Here is a 20,019-nt window from a genome sequence, read left to right on the forward strand (position 1 = left end):
GATAAAAGCTATTTTGGGTGAAACGGCCATGAAGAAGCCTGTACCATCCAAGACAAAGAATGATGCGGATTTTAAGGTTTACGAGAACAAAAGTATCCCATTCAGATTGATTGACACTGTTGGCATTGAACCAGGCGTTTTTAAAGAGCGCAAGGCTGTCAGTGCTCTTAGAAAATGGTCTGGAGATACTATCAAAGCTGGAAAAGATAACCAGATCAGCGTTATATGGTTCTGTCTGGACAGACTTACAGCCAAGCTTTTTCCTAAGACTATCGAGGCCTTCATGGACTCTGTAAGTGTGTGGAAAAATGTGCCTATAGTTGTGGTAATCACCCAATCCTACACAGCAGATGATGTTAATGAAACAGAGGCAATCGTAGAGAAAGCCTTTTTATCCAAGAAAAAATATGCCACAAGACTTGTAGATGTTGTCTCCGTTGTTGCTAAGCCCAAGACCGCTGAGGAAGGCGAGCTGATAGTTCCTATGGGAATCACAGAGCTTATCGAGCTTACGAACGGTCTTTTACCAGAGGGCCTTCAGGCCGCTGAGAAGGACATTGCTCGTTATAACCTCACTAGGAAAAGAGCTATGTCCCATGCAGTTGTCAGCGTAGCAACACTTACCGGAATTACGGTAGGAAGTGTAGCATCTCCGGTAGTAGATGTAATGCTTTTAAAGCCTACTGAATCTCTTGAGATCGAATCCATTTTCAAAATATGGGGTATCAAGAAGACCAAGAAGGCCAAAGAAATGCTAAAGCTCATGGTTGATATTGGAACGGTGAGCATTACAGGCAAGATGATAGCCTCGACTCTTAAGGTTATTCCTGGCGTTAACATCGGTGCAGCAGTAGTAAACGGCTTTGTCTCCGGTGCCATAGTATTTGCGCTTGGTGAAGCTTCTGCCTTTGTTTTCGAGCAGATTTATTCCGGCAAGAAAACACTTGATGATCTTGACTGGGTAAAAGACGTACTGGATGAAAAGCTCACAAGCTCAGCACTTGATAAGGTAACATCAACAGTAGCTGATGTTTCCAAGAACGCAGATAAAAAAGAAATCCTGAACATGGTAGTAAGTGCATTTGGCAAAAAAGCACTAGCTTAAAAGACCACTTCGAGTGTAGATATAAGAAAAACCTCAGATAAAATCTGAGGTTTTGGGCATAAAAAGAGCGATAGACGGGGCTCGAACCCGCGGTCTCCACCTTGGCAAGGTGGCGCTTTACCAACTAAGCTACTATCGCATAAATTATCGTATTCATTTGTTTTGGTGCGACAACAAAATTGATTTTAGACTAAATGTGTTGTGTTGTCAACATATTTGGTCTAAAATTTTGATGCTAGTTTTTTAGTATAGAAATTATTGGAGATTGATTGAATGGGAAATACAAAAATCGCAGTCGCAGACGCAAGAGTAATACTGAGAAAAGGCCAGGGCAGAGAGTTTAAGGCTGGCGGCCTTTGGATATATGACAACGAGATAGATAAGGTGGAGGGCAAGTTTGAAAACGGAGACGTCATAGAGGTCCTTGATTTTGACGGATTCTTTTTGGGCTATGGCTTTATAAATGAGAAATCCAAGATCAGAGTTCGCATGATGTCCAGAAAAAAGGATCATCCAGTAACTGAAGAGCTGATCGAGAGAAGAGTAAGAGATGCCTGGGAGTACAGAAAATCTGTAATGGCAGATTATATTGATGAGTATAAAACCAATTACACTCAGCTCTCCTGCAGATTTATCTTTGGTGAGGCAGATTTCCTTCCAGGAATCACAATCGATAAATTCGCTGATGTCCTTGTTATCGAGTCGCTTGCACTTGGCACAGATCGTATGAAGGACATCATCCTTGATAAATGTAAGAAAGTTCTCGCTGAGGATGGTGTTCAGCTTAAGGGAATCTATGAGAGAAGTGATGCCAAGGTTCGTGAGCTCGAAGGCCTTGAGCGTACAAAGGGCTTTATCGGCGCTGAATTTGATACCAAGGTTCTCATCGAAGAGAACGGCGTTAAGTATTATGTAGATGTGGAAAACGGCCAGAAGACAGGCTTTTTCCTTGACCAGAAGTTTAACAGACAGTCCATCAGAGGACTTTGTAAGGGTAAAAAAGTATTAGACTGCTTTACCCACACAGGCTCTTTTGCCCTGAATGCAGCAGCTGGCGGCGCTTCATCAGTTCTTGGAGTAGATGCATCAGACCTTGGCTGCAAGCAGGCTGAGGAAAATGCAGCACTTAACGGGCTTGAGAAGATCGCAAGCTTCCAGTGCGCAGATGTATTTGAGCTTCTTCCTGACCTTGAGAAAAAGGGAGAGAAGTTCGATGTTGTAATCCTTGATCCTCCAGCATTTACCAAGTCCAGAGCTTCTATTAAGAAGGCTGCTACTGGTTATAAAGAGATCAACATGCGCGGAATGAAGCTGGTTAAGGACGGAGGCTACCTCGCAACCTGTTCATGCTCACATTTCATGGATGAGGAGCTATTCCTTAAGACAATAGCAGACGCAGCAAGGGATGCACACAAGAGACTTCGTCAGGTTGAGTTCAGACAGCAGGCTGCAGATCATCCTATCCTTTGGGGAGGCGCAGCGTCCTACTATTTGAAATTCGTGATTTTTCAGGTGTGCGACGAAATTTAATCAACAGTTAATATGTTTATTGTTTCTTAATTTGCATACTATTATGCGCGGAATTACAATCATAGTATGAAGACTGAAAATGGACAACCTATGACGCGCGATAGGACATACAAGAGATTAAGTGAGGCTGAGTTTATTACCAAGAGGCAGTTTTTGATTATTATTGTCTGGCTTTTGGCGACACATTTGGCCTTTGAAGTTATGTACCTATGGCTGGGGTGTTTGCCGATGATCATCGTTAATATCGGCAGTATTCTGGTATATGTGCTGTGCATAATCCTTGGACTAAAAGGTGTTTCTCTTACAGTAATCTGGATAATTGTTACTGAAGTATATCTCCATGTTATTTTTTCCTCGATTTTCATGGGACTGGATTGTGGATACCAGCTATGGCTCTTTGGATCATTATCCAGTGTGTATTTCCCGTTTTTTCTGCCGGGACTTTCAGGACTTCAAAAGAAACAGATTGTCTTTTTCAGCGGCGTTGTAATTGCTACGTTCTTGGTACTTACAGCGCTTGATGATCTGGGACTTCTTTCGGCCAGGTATAATGCTCCGCCAGAGGTGGCACGTGCGCTGTACTATTTTAATGGAGCGCTTGGATTTTCTGCCATCATCATATATGCATCCATTTTTAACAAAAGAATGATGGACAAGAACCATGAACTTCAGATGGCTGCAAATCATGATTTTTTGACTGGTATTTTCAACAGGCAGAGATTGCAGAGAATTATTGATGCAGAGATTGAAAGAGAACAGGATCTTCCAGAGAACCATTTAAATGTAGCCATGGTAGACATAGACTTTTTCAAGAAGATCAATGACACGCATGGTCATGAAGTTGGAGATATAGCTTTAATAGAGCTGGCGAATATTTTTACTAGCTATGAAGGTTCAGGACTTTTATATGGTAGATGGGGCGGAGAAGAATTTCTGCTCATAGCACCAGAAAATATGTCGTATAACGAGTTTGGCAAGCTGCTGGAAAAAATCAGGCAGCAGGTTGAAGACAATGAGTTTATGGCTGGAGACAAGACCATTAAATATACTATTTCAATTGGTGCTTCGTCCTATAAAAAGGGCATGTCATCTGAGCAGCTTATTGATGCAGCTGATGACAGATTGTATCACGCCAAGGAAACTGGAAGAAACAAAGTAGTTTACTAAAAAATACATTGTATACAAGATAAGATGGTGTTAGAATCGTGGGTATGAGGTCAAGGACGACCTCATACCTTTTTGCATTAATCAGCAGAATAGGAAACTTTGTATATAGGAGATGATAGAAATGGCAGGATTAACAGATTACGATTTACTTACTAAACAGCTTAACTCACTGGCAGATGATGAGAATTTTTTTATGCCGGTGTTATCTAATGCTTCAGCTCTTTTATATGAGAATTTAGAGGATATCAACTGGGCAGGCTTCTACCTGATGGATAAAGGCTCTCTTATGCTGGGACCATTCCAGGGTAAGGTTGCATGTATCAGAATTCCTCTCGGTAAGGGTGTTTGCGGAACAGCAGCTAAAGAGGACAGGACTCAGCTTGTAGCTAATGTTCATGAGTTTTCAGGCCACATTGCCTGCGACGCTGCATCTAACTCAGAGATTGTTATTCCTATGCACTGCAATGGCAAGGTTATAGGCGTTCTTGATATAGACAGCACAAGCTTTGACAGATTCAAATTTGAGGATCAGGTTGGTCTTGAGAAATTCGTTAAGGCCATTGAGGAAAAGACAGATTTCTGCAGATTTAACGGACTTCGTGAGGAACAGTTCAAGGAGCAGTAAATAATTATAGAAAGAGAAGATTAGAGATGGCTGGAAAGATTTCTTTTTCAAGTGATTATACCAAAGGAGCGCATCCAAGGATTTTGGAGCGTCTTAGTGAAACTAATTTCGAACAGTTAGATGGTTATGGTACTGATGGTTACTGCAAGAGCGCAGCTGATAAGATCAGATCAGCCTGCGCTGCACCTGAAGCAGATGTATTCTTCCTTGTTGGCGGAACACAGACCAATCAGACAATCATAGATATGCTGCTTAAGCCCTACGAGGGAGTTGTGGCAGCTCAGACTGGACATGTGGCAGCTCATGAGGCTGGTGCGATTGAGTTTTCAGGGCACAAGGTTCTGACTCTTCCAAGCTTTACAGAGGCTGGAAATACAGAAGGTGATGGCGCTGTTTATTCTGATCAGGTTGGCAAGATAAAGGCTGAGGATCTCAAAAAGCTCCTTGCTGATTTCTATGCTGATGACAACCACGAGCACATGGTATTCCCTGGTGCTGTGTATATTTCACATCCAACAGAGTATGGAACACTTTATTCCAAGGCTGAGCTTGAGGAGCTTTCAGGAATCTGCAAGGAATATGAGATTCCTCTTTTCCTTGATGGAGCAAGACTTGGCTATGGACTTATGAGCCGTAGAACTGATGTGACACTTCAGGATATCGCAAGACTTGTTGATGTATTCTACATCGGCGGAACCAAGGTTGGTGCGCTGTTTGGAGAAGCAGTTGTATTTCCTCACAAGGTTCCAACTAAGCACCCAGTACCAATCATCAAGCAGCATGGAGCACTTCTTGCTAAGGGATGGCTCCTGGGACTTATGTTTGATACGCTCTTTACTGACAATCTCTATATGGATATCAGTAAGAATGCCATTGATATGGCTGAAGAGCTCCGCAAGGGACTTGTGGAGAAGGGCTATAAGCTTTATATTGATTCTCCAACCAATCAGCAGTTCATTGTCATGGAGGATGATAGGTTAAAAGAGCTATCTGAGCACGTACGATACGGCTTCTGGGAGAAGCTTGACGATAGCCACACGGTAATTCGTCTCGCAACCGACTGGGCCACAACCCAGGAAGATATCGCAGAACTGATGAAGTACTTATAAGATGACATAGTCCGAAAATATTTGTTTTCGTCTGCGTCGTGATTTTCAATAATAAAAATAGGAGATATATCTTTCCTGGGGCAAAACTCGGCGCGAAGCGCCTCAGACATGTTGCCCCATAACGGAAAGCTATACCCCTATTTTTTTATTATGAAAATCATCTCCTCGTCCGAGAACTGCATATTTTCGGACTAATGTCATATATATAGATACTTCATTCAGTTCACATATGTTATTGCTTGTTCTTGGAATAAGCAAGTTGGTCAAGTTTAATATTGAGTTTTTATTGGTACGGTTCTTATATTTACAAGTTTTATATTCTCGCAGAATTCTTGATGGATATCTTCAATACCTTCAGCGGGTTCTTCCATCTCTATATCTTTGAATTCCACATTTTTAATCTCATATCCAGGAACATCGAATCCACAGAGCAAAATTGATGGGCAGTCGTGCCATTCGTTGTGACCGGCGTTGTTGTCGAGGTAGCGGCCGAGGAGGTGCATACGCTCGAAACGGCAGTCACCGAGCTGTGGTGGAACCTTGGAGCCTTCGCCGTCGTCGTTATAGCCAACGGAGTGCATCTGAATGTGAGAGGCAGTGATATCGCGGACAAGAATATTTCTCACATATCCGCCACGCTTCTTGGTGGCCTTTATCTCGATTCCTGACCAGGTTGGGCCCATCTCGCAGTCCCAGAGACGGACGTCTTCTACGCCGCCTGACATTTCACTTCCGATGCAAAGACCGTGTCCAAAGTGAGTAATGCTGTCAAATACTCTGATGTGCTTGGTAGGTCTGTTGATTACGTTACCCTCAGGGTTTTTGCCTGATTTAATGGCAACGGAATCATCCTCTGTGTAGAAATCGCAGGCATAGAGTGTTGAATTGGTTGATGAGTCGGGATCCCAACCATCACCATTCCAGATTCCCTCGGATTTGATGGTGCAGTGGTCAGTTACAATCTGATCTGAATACACAAAATGGATGTTCCATGAAGGAGCATAGCCTAGTGTAAGGCCATGAATCCAGATATTACGACAGTTACTCATGTTGATAAGTCTGCCCCTGAAGCGAAATGCGATTGTTTCAGGTTTCTCATAATCTTTTATCTTATCTCCAAGAGATGCAATGTATTCTTTGAGTCTTTCTCCCTCTATCTTGGCAATAGCCTTGGCAAGAGGAAAGCCTCCGCCCATGATAGAGCCTCTTCCGCGGATAATAACATTCTCGCAGTTGTAGCCGGCGTTATGATCAAGCTCGCCCAGATTCAGAAGGCTCCTGTAGCATTCCATCTCATAACCCTCAAAGCGGCTATGAATCTTGGGGAGGTAATCCACAGGATCCTCTGTTCCCTGTAAAAGAGCTCCCTCCTCCAGATAGATTTCAGTGCCGGAGTGGACGTTAAGGGCTCCAGTTAAGTAGGTTCCAGCAGGGAAGTACACGATAGACTTGTCATCGCAGGCATCAAGCGCATCCTGAAGTGCTACAGTGTTGAGAGTTTCTCCATCACCTATAGCATTGTAGGGAGCTTTGGTTACGTCGATATGTCTTTTGACAGGATTGGTATGAACTGAAAGCTTGCCAAGACTTATAGGCGCAGAGCCTTTAGCGTGACCTTCGGGATATTTGATCATTATCTCAACATCTATCTCAGAATCTGGCGCCAGGTCAGTGAGAGAAATGTGAGTCTTGTCTATTTCTTTATACAAAGAGCCGTTGATAAGAAACTGGTAAGTGGCGCTAAGATCAGCATCCAGTGGCATATCCCAGAAAATCTCAGCCTCTGTATCAGTTGCCCGGTAGTCCAAAAGAAAATCAAAATTCATCATGCAGATTGCCTCCAATTAGTGAGTAACAGGTTATTGAAGTCTCAGATACTTATAATGAAATCATACAGTCATAGAGTTTTTGTATCTAATATAAAACTACCCAAAATCATGCATATTCAACTAAGATATGAATTAACTGACTATCATCAAAATTGTGTCAGATACAGTGCTAAAATTCATTAAAAATCTAACACTTTTCCTGTAGAGTGATTATAATAATATTGTATCGCAAATTTGTTGTCGAAAATGGGGTGACAACAGATAAATAGGGATGCATAGACATCTCAAATAATCAAATATCAGGAGGCGTGGTATGAAGAAGTATGTAGCAGAATGTATTGGAACAGCAACACTTGTAGTTCTCGGCTGTGGAACAGCTATGCTGGTTGGATGTGACGCAGCAAGCGGATCAGGATATCTTTTGACAGCGCTTGCATTTGGTCTCACTATCGTGGCTATGGCTTATTCCATTGGAAACATCTCAGGTTGTCACATTAACCCAGCAGTTTCTCTCGGAGTTCTGCTAAGTGGCGGAATGGAAGTTAGTGAATTTGTTGCTTATGTTATATCTCAGTGCCTCGGCGCTTTTGCTGGTGCTGGAATCCTTGCACTTATCTTTAATCTTGGCGGAGTAGAGGATAAGACAGGTGGCTTTGGCTCTAACGGCCTTGCAGGCGTAGGCGGAAATCCAGTTGCAGGACTTATCGTTGAGATCGTTCTCACATTTATCTTTGTTATCGCAATTCTTGGTGTTACATCCAAGAAGGCAAGTCATGGCTCTTTTGGCGGACTTGTAATCGGCCTTACACTTGTAGTAGTTCATATTCTTGGCATTGGACTTACAGGAACATCAGTTAACCCAGCTAGAAGCTTTGGACCAGCTCTTGTTGCTGCATTCACAGGCAACTCAGCTCCTATAGCAGCTCTTTGGGTATTCATCGTTGGACCACTTGTAGGTGCAGCTCTTGCAGCATTTGTTTACAAGGCACTTGAGGACTGATAAATAGTAGTAGATATTGTAGACTCGTTAATCCCTGGCCACTAGATATGGTCAGGGATTTTTTTCTTGCATAATGTATATATTAATAGTATTATGTGAACGTTAATATATTAAAAGCTGTGACGAAGACAGTAGGTAGTACGCGAAGCCTTCAGAGAGCCGACGGTTGGTGCAAGTCGGTGCAAGTAGCATCTATTCGAAAATCACTTCTGAGCTGCAGAATCGAAACGTTATTCAGTAGATTTTTGCCGTGATTCCTGGCGTTAACGGGAAGCGTATTCAACTGAAGCGACTAGCTTTGGCGCGTATGTGTAAACAGGTGGTATAACGAGATATGATTAATCGGCCTCGTCCTTTTTACAGGGACGAGGTCTTTTTGTATTAAGAAAGGAGCTCAAAATGTATAACAAAGTCGAAACTGACATGAACTTTGTCGGCAGAGAAAAGAAGATTGAAGAATTCTGGAAAAAAGAAGACATCTTCCAGAAGAGTGTTGATACCCGCAGCAAGGGTGACATGTATATGTTCTATGATGGCCCTCCAACAGCTAATGGTAAGCCACACATTGGACACGTGCTCACACGTGCTATCAAGGATATGATTCCTAGATACCGTACAATGAAGGGATATACTGTTCCTCGTAAGGCTGGTTGGGACACACATGGTCTTCCAGTTGAGCTCGAAGTTGAGAAGATGCTTGGTCTCGATGGCAAAGAGCAGATCGAAGAGTATGGTATGGAGCCTTTCATCAAGAAGTGTAAGGAATCCGTATGGAAGTATAAGGGAATGTGGGAAGACTTCTCAGGCACAGTTGGATTCTGGGCTGATATGGAGCACCCATACATCACATACGATGACAATTTCATCGAGTCAGAGTGGTGGGCTCTTAACGAGATCTGGAAGAAGGGCCTTCTTTACAAGGGCTTCAAGGTAGTACCTTACTGCCCACGTTGTGGAACACCTCTTTCATCACACGAGGTAGCTCAGGGCTACAAGACTCTTAAAGAGCGTTCTGCAGTAGTTCGTTTCAAGGTAGTAGGTGAGGATGCATATTTCCTTGCTTGGACAACAACACCTTGGACACTTCCTTCAAACATCGGTCTTTGCGTTAACCCAGATGAGAAGTACATCAAGGTTAAGGCAGCAGATGGCTATACATATTATCTTGCAGCTGCACTTGCTGACAACGTTCTTGGATCACTTGCCAAGGAAGAAGGTCAGAGTGCATACGAAGTACTTGAGACTTATGTAGGTACAGATCTTGAGCACAAAGAGTACGAGCCACTTTACCAGTGCGCAGCTGACGAGGCTGAGAAGCAGCACAAGAAGTGCTTCTTTATCTACTGTGATTCATATGTAACTATGACAGATGGTACAGGTATCGTACATATCGCTCCTGCATTCGGTGAAGACGACGCAAGAGTTGGACGTAAGTATGATGCTCCACTTGTACAGATGGTAGATTCAGAAGGTAAGCTTAAGCCTGAGACTCCTTTTGCTGGCATGAGATGTAAGCCAACTCAGAAGGAAATGGATGAGGGTGCAATCAGTGCAGATCCAGAGGTACTCAAGGATCTTGATAAGAGAGGACTTCTCTTCAGCGCACCTAAGATGGAGCATGATTATCCACACTGCTGGAGATGTTCAACTCCTCTTATCTACTACGCTCGTTCTTCATGGTTTATCAAGGTTACAGAGGTTAAGGAAGACCTTATCCGCAACAATAAAGAGATCAACTGGGTTCCAGAGTCAATCGGTAAGGGACGTTTCGGTGACTGGCTTGAGAACATTCAGGACTGGGGTATCTCACGTGACAGATATTGGGGAACTCCTCTTAATATCTGGGAGTGTGATGACTGTGGTCACCAGCTCTCTGTAGGATCAAGAAAAGAGCTTGCTGAGCTTTCAGGAGATCCTAGCGCAGAGACATGCGAGCTTCACAGACCTTATATCGATCAGTTCGAAATCACATGTCCTAAGTGCGGCAAGAAGATGCACAGGGTTAAAGAGGTTATCGACTGCTGGTTCGATTCAGGTGCTATGCCATTCGCTCAGCTCCACTACCCATTTGAGAACAAGGAGCTCTTCGAGAAGCAGTTCCCTGCAGAGTTCATCTCTGAGGCTGTAGACCAGACAAGAGGATGGTTCTACTCACTTCACGCAGAGGCAACACTTCTTTTCAATAAGCCTGCATTTAAAAATGTTATAGTACTCGGCCTTGTGCAGGATGAGAACGGACAGAAGATGAGTAAGTCTAAGGGCAACGCTGTTGATCCTTTCGACGCTCTTGAGAAATACGGCGCAGACGCTATCAGATGGTACTTCTACACTAACTCAGCACCATGGCTTCCTAGCAGATTCTCTGGTGATGCAGTTATGGAAGGACAGCGTAAGTTCCTTGGTACACTTTGGAACACATATGCGTTCTTTACACTTTATGCTAATATCGATGGATTTGATGCTGCTAACTATAAGCTTGAGACAGATAAGCTTACAGTAATGGATAAGTGGCTTCTCTCCAAGCTCAACAGCTGCGTTAAGGCTGTTGATGAGAACCTTAACAATTACAGAATTCCTGAGGCTGGTAAGGCCCTGGATAACTTTGTTGACGAGATGTCTAACTGGTATGTACGTAGATCTCGTGAGAGATTCTGGGCTAAGGGAATGGAGCAGGATAAGATCTCTGCTTACATGACACTTTATACAGCACTTGTTACTGTATGTAAGGCAGCAGCTCCTATGGTTCCATTCATGACAGAGGAAATCTACCAGAACCTCGTTCGCAATAGCTTCAAGGATGCTCCAGAGTCAATTCACCTCTGCGACTTCCCAACTGTTGATGAGAGCATGATCGATCCTCAGCTTGAGAAAGATATGGAAGAAGTTCTTGATATCGTAGTACTCGGCCGTGCTGCAAGAAACGCAGCAAACATCAAGAACCGTCAGCCTATCGGACAGATGTATGTTAAGGCAGAGCAGACTGTTGGTGAGTTCTACACAGACATCATCAGAGAAGAGCTCAATGTCAAGAATGTTGCATTCACAGATGACGTTCGCGACTTTACAAGCTATACATTCAAGCCACAGCTCAAGACTCTCGGACCTAAGTATGGTAAGAACATCGGAGCAATCAAGGGATACCTTGAGACTCTTGATGGAAATGCTACTATGGACGAGCTCAATACAAACGGCGTGATCAAGTTCAATGTTAACGACGTTGATGTAGAGCTTGTTAAGGAAGACCTCCTTATCGAGATGGCTCAGAAGGAAGGCTTCGTATCACAGGAGAACTGGGGAATCACAGTTGTTCTTGATACTAACCTCTCAGAAGAGCTCGTAAGAGAAGGCTTTGTACTTGAGGTTATCAGTAAGGTTCAGACAATGCGTAAGGATTCCGGATTCGAAGTTATGGATCACATCAAGGTTTCTCTTAACGGCAATGACAAGCTTGCTGAGATCGTTAAGGCTAACTCAGACAGCATCTCAACTAAAGTTCTTGCTAACGAGATCGTATATGGTTCAGATGTAGCAAATGCTAAAGAGTGGGATATCAACGGCGAGAAGGTTACAATCGGCGTTGAGAAGGTATGATAATAATATAAGTTACCAAGAAATTCCAGGAAGAATAGTCTTCCTGGAATTTTTTTTGCATAAAAATACTAATTCAAAATTAAATTGTGTCGATATAGATAATGACTGAATTATTATTTCATTTTCAAAACCAGGAAAAAGGGTATCGGCAATGGTAGTACAGCATAATCTTTCATCTATGAATGCAAATAGGCAGCTTGGTATCACAGTTGGTAATCAGGCAAAGTCCTCAGAAAAGCTTTCATCAGGCTATAAGATTAACCGTGCGGCAGATGATGCAGCAGGGCTTGCTATCAGTGAGAAAATGAGAAGGCAGATCAGGGGCCTTACTCAAGCTTCTCTTAATGCTCAGGATGGAGTATCACTAGTTCAGGTTGCTGATGGTGCCATGGCAGAAGTACATGACATGATGCAAAGAGGTAACGAACTTGCAGTTAAGGCAGCTAATGATACTCTTACACCAGAAGACAGAGAGTATATCCAGTCAGAAATCGATTCGATCATAGAAGAGATCGATGCCATAAATGGAAAGACTACATTTAATGAAAAGTACGTACTTAAAGGCTCATCCACTGGAGGAGCTGATTTTGGCGTGCAGATTCAAAAAGGTACCAAGCTTCCAGCATGGGTAGGAACAGAAGGAACAGATGGAAAGTACATGAATGGTTCTTATTCTGATGGAACAACAAACTATCCAGTAGCAACCAGGCTTGATTTCAGCTCTTTTGACGGTTCAGATGCCAAGAAGGATGAGCTTGACGGAACAGGCTTTTATTTCACTTGTAAGACTTGTGACAATCACTACAGTATTCAGTTCGTAAATGGCCCCGTATCGGGTTCGCAGCCAGAAACGAGCGGACAGCACTTCATCTATTCTGTAGATATCAGTGGTGCTACAAGTGCCGATGACATTATAAATTCTATTATTACTGCGACAGGTGGAAAACCTAATAATCATTACACGCAGCTTGCTAATGAAAATAATGGAAAGTTGGTAATATACGACAATAGAACCTCTGTACATCCAGGTGGTAGTTCAGGATACTTTGGAAAAGGCGTAGCCAAGCAGTCTTCACAGGCTCAGGATGCAGAAGCAGATATTATTCTTCAGGTTGGTTCAGAGACCGAAAGCCCTAACCAGATCAAGCTTGAGATGCCATATATCAGCAGCAAGACCTGCATGGTAGAGGATGTTTCTGTTCTGTCACATAGAGAGGCACTTGATGCCATCGAAAGCTTTAAGAATGGCCTTACATTCATCAGTACCGAGCGAAGCCGTATGGGTGCTTACCAGAACAGACTTGAGCATACCATCAAGAACCTGGATAACGTTGTAGAGAATACTCAGGCAGCAGAATCCAGAGTAAGAGATACTGATATGGCTTCAGAGATGGTCAAGTATTCTAATAATAATATTCTGGCACAGGCCGGACAGTCTATGCTGGCTCAGGCAAACCAGACAAATCAAGGCGTTCTGACACTTCTCCAGTAAGTTCTAAGCGCATAACAAATGAATATCGGTAAAATAATTAATTCATATTTAATAAAAACATGTACGAATATGCGGTAAAATATATACGTACATGTTTTTTAAGTGTCGATTTTACTATACAGAAAGCGGGTTTTTGCTATAATGATAAGAAAAATACGTGCATTGGAGGAGACATTATGAAGAAAAAGCAGTTATCTTTTGACAAAGACTTATTCAAACGAAGTGTTCTGTACAATGTTAAAACTCTCTATCGTAAGACGATGGAAGAGGCTACTCCTCAAGAAATCTACCAGGCAGCAGCATATGCTATCAAGGATGCAATTGTTGACCACTGGATGACAACACAGAAGGCAGCAGCCGAGCAGGATCCTAAGATTGTTTATTACATGTCCATGGAATTCCTGATGGGTAGAGCTTTTGGTAATAACCTCATTAACCTTCAGGCCTACAAGCCTGTAAAAGAGGCTTTGGATGAGCTCGGAATCGATGTAAACCTGGTGGAAGATCAGGAACCGGACCCAGCTCTTGGTAATGGTGGTCTTGGAAGACTTGCAGCGTGCTTTCTTGATTCCCTTGCTACACTTGGATACATGGCTTATGGCTGTGGTATCCGCTATAAATACGGTATGTTCCGCCAGAAGATCGAGGATGGATATCAGAGAGAAGTTCCTGATACCTGGCTTGAGAACGGTAATCCTTTCGAGCTCAGAAGAAACGAGCTTGCAAAAGAGGTTAAGTTCGGCGGATATGTAAATATGTATACTGACGAATATGGCAGAACTATATTCAAGCAGGAAGGCTATCAGGTAGTTAGAGCCGTTCCTTATGATCTGCCAGTTATCGGATATGGCAATGGCGTCGTTGATACTCTTAGAATCTGGGATGCTGAGCCAATCCAGTGCTTCCAACTTGACTCTTTTGACAAGGGCGATTATCAGAAGGCTGTTGAGCAGGAGAACCTTGCCAGCCAGCTCTGTGAAGTCCTTTATCCTAACGATAATCACATTGCAGGTAAAGAGCTGAGACTTAAACAGCAGTATTTCTTTATCTCTGCATCTGTTCAGACTGCTGTTCAAAGATACCTCAGAAACCACGACGACATTAAGAGACTCTATGAAAAGACTGTATTCCAGTTGAATGATACTCATCCAACTGTTGCAGTTGCAGAGCTTATGCGTATTCTCATGGATGACTATTATCTTTCATGGGATGATGCCTGGGATGTAACAACCAAAACTTGCTGTTATACTAACCACACCATCATGGCAGAGGCTCTTGAGAAGTGGCCGGTAGATCTTTTCCAGAGACTTCTTCCTAGAATCTATCAGATCGTTGATGAGATCAACAGAAGATTTGTGGATCAGATCATGCGCACCTACTCAGGTTCTGCAGGCATTGACGTGCAGGCCAAGATTCGCAGCATGGCTATCCTCTATGATAATCAGGTCAAGATGGCACATCTGGCTATCGTTGGCGGTCACTCAGTAAACGGTGTTGCCAAGCTTCACACAGAAATCCTCAAGCAGCGTGAGCTCAAGGATTTCTATGAGATGATGCCTGAGAAGTTCAACAACAAGACAAATGGTATCACTCAGAGAAGATTCCTCATGCATGCTAATCCACTTCTGGCTGACTGGGTAACAGAGAAGATTGGCGATGAGTGGATAACTGATCTGTCTCAGATGGATAAGTTAAAAGACTTTGTGAATGACAAAAAGGCTCAGGCTGAGTTCATGGACATCAAGTTCAAGAATAAACAGAGACTTGCTGAGTATATCCTTGAGCACAACGGCGTTAAGGTTGATCCTAAGTCAATCTTTGACGTTCAGGTTAAGAGACTTCACGAGTACAAGCGTCAGCTCCTCAACATCCTGACTGTTATGTACAGATATCACGATATCAAGTCCCATCCAAGCAAGGACTTCTATCCTAAGACATACATCTTCGGTGCCAAGGCAGCAGCCGGATACCTCACAGCTAAGCTTACGATCAAGCTTATCAACTCAGTTGCTGAGGTTATCAACAACGATCCTGATATCAAGGGCAAGATCAAGGTTGTATTTATCGAGGATTACAGAGTATCCAATGCTGAGCTTATCTTCGCAGCTGCAGATGTTTCAGAGCAGATTTCTACAGCAAGTAAAGAGGCATCAGGTACTGGTAACATGAAGATGATGCTCAACGGCGCTGTTACAGTTGGTACAATGGACGGTGCTAACGTAGAGATCGTCAACGAAGTTGGTGAGGAAAACGCCTTTATCTTTGGACTTTCTTCTCAGGAAGTTATGGAATACGAGAAAAATGGCAATTACAATCCAATGGATATCTACAACAGCGATCCTAATGTTAAAAAGGCACTGGATATGCTTGTAGATGGAACCTTCTCCAAGGATAAGGAGCTGTTCAGACCTCTGTACAACTGCCTCCTTAACAAGGTTGGTGGCAACAGAGCAGACCAGTACTTCATCCTCAAGGATTTTGAATCCTATCTGGAAGCACAGAAGAAGATTTCAGATGCTTATGCTGACAAGAAGCGCTGGGCTAAGATGGCACTGATGAACACAGCTTGCTGTGGTAAGTTCTCATCAGACCGTACAATCCAGGAATATGTCGACGAAGTATGGCATCTTGATAAGTTGAATGTAGAAGTGAAGTGATACATACAAATATAAAAAGACTGGGACATTGTCTCAGTCTTTTTTTGGTCCAGGGGGACGGGGTTAGTGGTCCATTAATTTGGATCATTGGAATCCAGGTGATGTTTCTCGATGAGCTTCTCAACCTGCTTGAGGTGTTCTTCACCGCTGGCATTTCCACTCTTTGGCAGGTTCTTCCTGAATTTTGAAGGTGATACCCCTTTTTCCTGTTTAAACGCTTTGGAAAAAACAAGAGGATCCGAATATCCACAGGAAATAGAAATGGATTCTATTGGAAGGTCTGTCAACTGCAGAAGTTCTGAAGCCTTGGCGATTCGATAGCTTGAAAGATACTGCTGAGGTGAGATTCCAAGATTTTCCTGGAACAAAGTATACAGGTAACTTCTGTTGATGCAGACATAATCTGCTATATCAGTTACTTTTATCGGGTTATAGTAGTTGCTGCGAACAAAGGCCTGAGCCTTGTGAACGTAGTTGTTATCACTACTGGAGTCGCTTTTTGGAGTGACAGACAGTCCGGATGCGATAACTGACAGGAAAAGAGAAAGAAGACCATTTCTTCTAAGTGAATCCTCTACACTGAAGGTGTTGTGATCCATCATATCTTTTACCAGGTTATAAATGTCTTTTGACTTATCGCTCTTAAATATAGGCTGCTGGAGTGAAAGACCAAGCTGGGAGACGATTTCCTCGGCGCGATTTCCGCCAAAGCCAATCCACACATAGGTCCATGGGTCTTTTTCATCTGCTACATAGTAGGCAAGCTCGTCTGGAACGATGAGAAAGCCGTATCTCTCGTTCAGAGGATATTTTTTGCCACCGATGGTAAAAGAGCCCTTGCCACTAAGTACGTAGTGAATCATGAAGTGGGGCTTAAGGGCAGGACCAAAGCTGTGTCCAGGCTCTGTCTGAGACAATCCGCAGCAATATACATATAGATCATCAGATTCTTCTGTATTAAAGAGAAGCTTGTAAGCTTTTTCCATAATAATCTTTATTCCGTTTCTATAGATTTATCAGGTAGAGCAAAACTCTTATTTTCATATTATCAATTTAGTCAGCATATAAGCAAGGAAACTCACGAGAAAAAATGAAACAAATGCCTCATTAAAATTGTATTTTGGGTAGAGTTACTGTAAAATGGACTTGCATGTTTTGTTAATTTTTTGATATAGATGCCTAATTCAGGTGGCATTTGGGAGGCAAGCTGTGGATAACAATACGCAGGAATTATTAAATGCGGGTAGCGATATATTGAAAAGTGTGACCAAGGCTATTGATACCAATGATTACAGCAAACTGGCGACTGAGATTTCCAAAACTGTTAAGGCTGTGAACATTGAGCGCAGGACAATATATGCCAGTGGCAATAACCAGGACAGAACAGTTCACATTGTTATGGGAAATGACACCAGGGAGAAGACCAAGGCGTTTAGTACATTCCCTTTCCTGGCTAAGAGGATCAGCAAATACAATGGCCTCGTGTCTGGAATAATCGGAACATCTTTGTCATTTTGCTTTTTCTGGGCATTCTTTGGCTGTCTGTTTTCACATATACTGCCGCTTATCATTACAATGCTGGCAATTACGATTATTACAGGACTTTGGGGCTTTAGCGGATTTAAGAAGTTCAAGCTCGCCAAGGAAATGCACAAATATGGTAATATTCTCAAGAATGCAGAGTTTTTCAAGGTAAGCGATCTTGCTTCTGCAGCACTTGAGTCAGATGAGCAGGTTCACAAGAACCTCAAGGATATGGTTGCTGCTGGATACGTTCCAAGAGGCAAATTTGATGCAACAAACACAACCTTCATGATCACTGATGCAGCATATCAGATGTATCTCGGGGCTGAACAGGATAGACTCGCCAGGGAGCGCAGAGAGGCTCAGGTACAGGAAATTACCAGAACAGCTCCGGCTGCCAAGGCTCCAGATAAGGTTCAGAGCCTTCTTGATGAGGGAAGAGAGTACATCGCCTTTGTCAGACAGATCAACGATGTGATTCCTGATACAGAGGAAATGTCCAATAAGCTCTACAAACTTGAGAGCATAATGAACAAGATTTTTGAACAGGTAAAAAAAGATCCAGAAACAGCAGATGATCTGCATAAACTGATGAATTATTATCTGCCTACAACCAAAAAGCTCCTTGCAGCATATGTTGAGCTTGATAAGCAGGCAGGAAATGGGGAAAATGTTCAGCAGACCAAGAATGAGATCGATGCAGTAATGGATACCATCAACGAGGCTTTTGAGAAGCTTCTCGACAGTCTTTTCCAGGATATGGCATGGGATATTTCATCGGATATCTCTGTTATGAAGACCATGATGGCACAGGATGGACTTACAGATGATGGAATGCAGGTAGCAACTGCAGGAGGAATGATGGCTCAGGCACAGCAGGGAGCAGTTCTTGAGTTTGATAAATAAAAAGTATTTTTTAGGAGGATTTTGTAATGGGAGAGGATTTAAATTTTGACGCAGCACCTGCTGCTCCTTCACTTTCTTTTGGAGCAGAGGCAGCAACAGCTACAGCTGAGGCACCAGCACAGGAGGCAGCACCTGAGAAGGCTAAGGATAACGGAAACGTTGCTATGGAGGCTCAGCTCACAGCAGAAGAGCTCAAGCAGGTTGAAGATTTTAGTAAGCAGATCGATATCAGCAACACAACTGGCATCATGAACTATGGTGTTGGTACACAGAAGAAGCTCGCTGATTTCTCAGAGAAGGCTATTGATAACGTTCGTACCAAGGACATGGGCCAGGTTGGCGATATGATCACTGACCTTGTAACTCAGCTCAAGAGCTTTGAGATTGCTGAGGACGAGAAGGGACTTAAGGCTCTTTTCAAGAGAAGTGCCAACAAGATCGAGGGCATGAAGGCCAAGTACAACAAGGTTGAGACAAACGTTGAGACTATTTCTAACGAGCTCGAGAGACACCAGGTTACACTTATGAAGGACGTTGAGCTCCTTGACAGAATGTATGACCTCAACCTTAACTACTACAAGGAACTTACAATGTACATCCTTGCTGGTAAGAAGAGACTTGAGGAAGAGCGCAGCACAACACTTGTTGCTCTTCAGAAGAAGGCAGAGGAGTCAGGACTTCCTGAGGATGCTGAGAAGGCTAAGGACTTCGCTAACAAGTGCGACAGATTCGAGAAGAAGATCTATGATCTTGAGCTCACAAGAACAATTGCTATGCAGACTGGTCCACAGATCCGTATGGTACAGTCATCTGATACAGTAATGGCTGAGAAGATCCAGTCAACAATAGTTAATACTATTCCTCTTTGGAAAAACCAGATGGTTATCGCCATCGGTATCGAGCATTCTACACAGGCTGCTCAGGCAGAGAGAGAGGTTAACGATATGACCAACAAGCTTCTTAAGGCTAATGCAGATGCACTTAAGGTTGCTACAATCGAGAGCGCTAAAGAGGCTGAGAGAGGAATCGTTGATATCGAGACTCTCAAGCACACTAACGAGTCACTTATCTCTACACTTGATGAGGTACTTAAGATTCAGACTGAAGGTAAGGCTAAGCGTCAGGAAGCTGAGGCAGAGCTTGCTCAGATCGAGAATCAGCTCAAGGATAAGCTCCTTCAGGCAGCTAAGCAGTAATTATTTACCAATAAGATATGAATTCATAATGGGGATCGGCCTAAGTGGTCAATCCCCATTTTTGTTTATAAAAATATAACATTTTGACAGGTATCATGAACAAAGAGGTATTTTATAATTATTGGTAAGATTATATAGTAATAGCAGAAAACGGCGAATATTTCATATGCACATTTAGGAGGGTTATATGATTGATCAGAACATGAAGCAGGCAGTGCTTGAGAATTTTGAGAAAGTATTTGGTAAAAAAGATGACGTTAAGACTTACTTTGCTCCAGGTAGAGTAAA

General features: G+C 42.9%; 13 protein-coding genes and 1 tRNA gene. 11 read left to right on the forward strand and 3 right to left on the reverse strand.

What is annotated here, in order from left to right; genetic code table 11:
- Positions 1-1,105, forward strand: a 1,105-nt coding sequence (locus IJI01_RS14425; RefSeq protein ID WP_292191965.1) for a GTP-binding protein, incomplete at its 5' end; no start/stop codon positions are given.
- A 66-nt stretch (positions 1,106-1,171) separates the two neighbouring features.
- Here the strand turns inward: IJI01_RS14425 and IJI01_RS14430 are convergent.
- Positions 1,172-1,244: transfer RNA gene (locus tag IJI01_RS14430), tRNA-Gly, on the reverse strand.
- A gap of 134 nt (positions 1,245-1,378) precedes the next feature.
- Between IJI01_RS14430 and IJI01_RS14435 the strand changes: the two genes are divergently transcribed.
- The 4 genes from IJI01_RS14435 (at position 1,379) to IJI01_RS14450 (ending at position 5,536) form a co-directional block, all read left to right on the forward strand.
- Positions 1,379-2,635 carry a class I SAM-dependent rRNA methyltransferase gene (locus IJI01_RS14435; RefSeq protein WP_292191968.1) on the forward strand — a complete coding sequence of 419 codons (1,257 nt, stop codon included), beginning with the start codon at positions 1,379-1,381 and terminating at the stop codon, positions 2,633-2,635.
- 90 nt (positions 2,636-2,725) lie between these two features.
- Positions 2,726-3,802, forward strand: a complete 1,077-nt coding sequence (locus tag IJI01_RS14440) for a GGDEF domain-containing protein (protein WP_292191971.1) — start codon at positions 2,726-2,728, stop codon at positions 3,800-3,802.
- Positions 3,803-3,923: 121 nt separating this feature from the next.
- Positions 3,924-4,427, forward strand: a complete 504-nt coding sequence (locus tag IJI01_RS14445; protein WP_292191973.1) for a GAF domain-containing protein — start codon at positions 3,924-3,926, stop codon at positions 4,425-4,427.
- Between the two features lie 26 nt (positions 4,428-4,453).
- A complete protein-coding gene (locus tag IJI01_RS14450) occupies positions 4,454-5,536 on the forward strand; it encodes a threonine aldolase family protein (RefSeq protein WP_292191976.1) in 1,083 nt (360 codons plus the stop codon).
- A gap of 269 nt (positions 5,537-5,805) precedes the next feature.
- Here the strand turns inward: IJI01_RS14450 and IJI01_RS14455 are convergent, their stop codons facing one another.
- Positions 5,806-7,365 carry a glycoside hydrolase family 28 protein gene (locus tag IJI01_RS14455; RefSeq protein ID WP_292191979.1) on the reverse strand — a complete coding sequence of 520 codons (1,560 nt, stop codon included), beginning with the start codon at positions 7,363-7,365 and terminating at the stop codon, positions 5,806-5,808.
- A gap of 313 nt (positions 7,366-7,678) precedes the next feature.
- Between IJI01_RS14455 and IJI01_RS14460 the strand changes: the two genes are divergently transcribed.
- From IJI01_RS14460 to IJI01_RS14475, 4 genes are all read left to right on the forward strand, one after another.
- A complete protein-coding gene (locus IJI01_RS14460; protein WP_292191981.1) occupies positions 7,679-8,365 on the forward strand; it encodes an MIP/aquaporin family protein in 687 nt (228 codons plus the stop codon).
- A gap of 399 nt (positions 8,366-8,764) precedes the next feature.
- The gene (gene ileS, locus IJI01_RS14465; protein WP_292191983.1) at positions 8,765-11,956 is read left to right on the forward strand and encodes an isoleucine--tRNA ligase; all 3,192 of its coding nucleotides are present in this window, start codon (positions 8,765-8,767) and stop codon (positions 11,954-11,956) included.
- Between the two features lie 151 nt (positions 11,957-12,107).
- Complete coding sequence (locus tag IJI01_RS14470; protein ID WP_292191986.1) at positions 12,108-13,448, forward strand: flagellin; 1,341 nt, start codon at positions 12,108-12,110, stop codon at positions 13,446-13,448.
- Between the two features lie 176 nt (positions 13,449-13,624).
- A complete protein-coding gene (locus IJI01_RS14475; RefSeq protein WP_292191988.1) occupies positions 13,625-16,105 on the forward strand; it encodes a glycogen/starch/alpha-glucan phosphorylase in 2,481 nt (826 codons plus the stop codon).
- A gap of 74 nt (positions 16,106-16,179) precedes the next feature.
- On the opposite strand, the gene IJI01_RS14480 is transcribed toward IJI01_RS14475, so the two are convergent.
- Entirely contained in the window at positions 16,180-17,091 is a 912-nt protein-coding gene (locus IJI01_RS14480; RefSeq protein ID WP_292191990.1) for an AraC family transcriptional regulator, read from the reverse strand.
- Positions 17,092-17,314: 223 nt separating this feature from the next.
- On the opposite strand from IJI01_RS14480, the gene IJI01_RS14485 reads away from it, so the two are divergent.
- Both IJI01_RS14485 and IJI01_RS14490 read left to right on the forward strand, forming a co-directional pair.
- Positions 17,315-18,535 (forward strand): 5-bromo-4-chloroindolyl phosphate hydrolysis family protein, encoded by a 1,221-nt coding sequence (locus IJI01_RS14485; protein WP_292191992.1) that lies wholly within the window; start codon positions 17,315-17,317, stop codon positions 18,533-18,535.
- 26 nt (positions 18,536-18,561) lie between these two features.
- The gene (locus IJI01_RS14490) at positions 18,562-19,731 is read left to right on the forward strand and encodes a toxic anion resistance protein (protein ID WP_292191994.1); all 1,170 of its coding nucleotides are present in this window, start codon (positions 18,562-18,564) and stop codon (positions 19,729-19,731) included.
- Positions 19,732-20,019 lie beyond the last annotated feature (288 nt).

The organism is Butyrivibrio sp. (assembly GCF_017433805.1).
GTDB lineage: Bacteria > Bacillota > Clostridia > Lachnospirales > Lachnospiraceae > Butyrivibrio.

Coding starts and splice junctions, on each gene's coding strand:
- IJI01_RS14440 (WP_292191971.1), top strand. CDS start 2,726: ATGACGCGCGATAGGACATACAAGAGATTAAGTGAGGCTGAGTTTATT.
- IJI01_RS14450 (WP_292191976.1), top strand. CDS start 4,454: ATGGCTGGAAAGATTTCTTTTTCAAGTGATTATACCAAAGGAGCGCAT.
- IJI01_RS14435 (WP_292191968.1), top strand. CDS start 1,379: ATGGGAAATACAAAAATCGCAGTCGCAGACGCAAGAGTAATACTGAGA.
- IJI01_RS14475 (WP_292191988.1), top strand. CDS start 13,625: ATGAAGAAAAAGCAGTTATCTTTTGACAAAGACTTATTCAAACGAAGT.
- ileS (WP_292191983.1), top strand. CDS start 8,765: ATGTATAACAAAGTCGAAACTGACATGAACTTTGTCGGCAGAGAAAAG.
- IJI01_RS14470 (WP_292191986.1), top strand. CDS start 12,108: ATGGTAGTACAGCATAATCTTTCATCTATGAATGCAAATAGGCAGCTT.
- IJI01_RS14445 (WP_292191973.1), top strand. CDS start 3,924: ATGGCAGGATTAACAGATTACGATTTACTTACTAAACAGCTTAACTCA.
- IJI01_RS14455 (WP_292191979.1), bottom strand. CDS start 7,365: ATGATGAATTTTGATTTTCTTTTGGACTACCGGGCAACTGATACAGAG.
- IJI01_RS14480 (WP_292191990.1), bottom strand. CDS start 17,091: ATGGAAAAAGCTTACAAGCTTCTCTTTAATACAGAAGAATCTGATGAT.
- IJI01_RS14460 (WP_292191981.1), top strand. CDS start 7,679: ATGAAGAAGTATGTAGCAGAATGTATTGGAACAGCAACACTTGTAGTT.
- IJI01_RS14490 (WP_292191994.1), top strand. CDS start 18,562: ATGGGAGAGGATTTAAATTTTGACGCAGCACCTGCTGCTCCTTCACTT.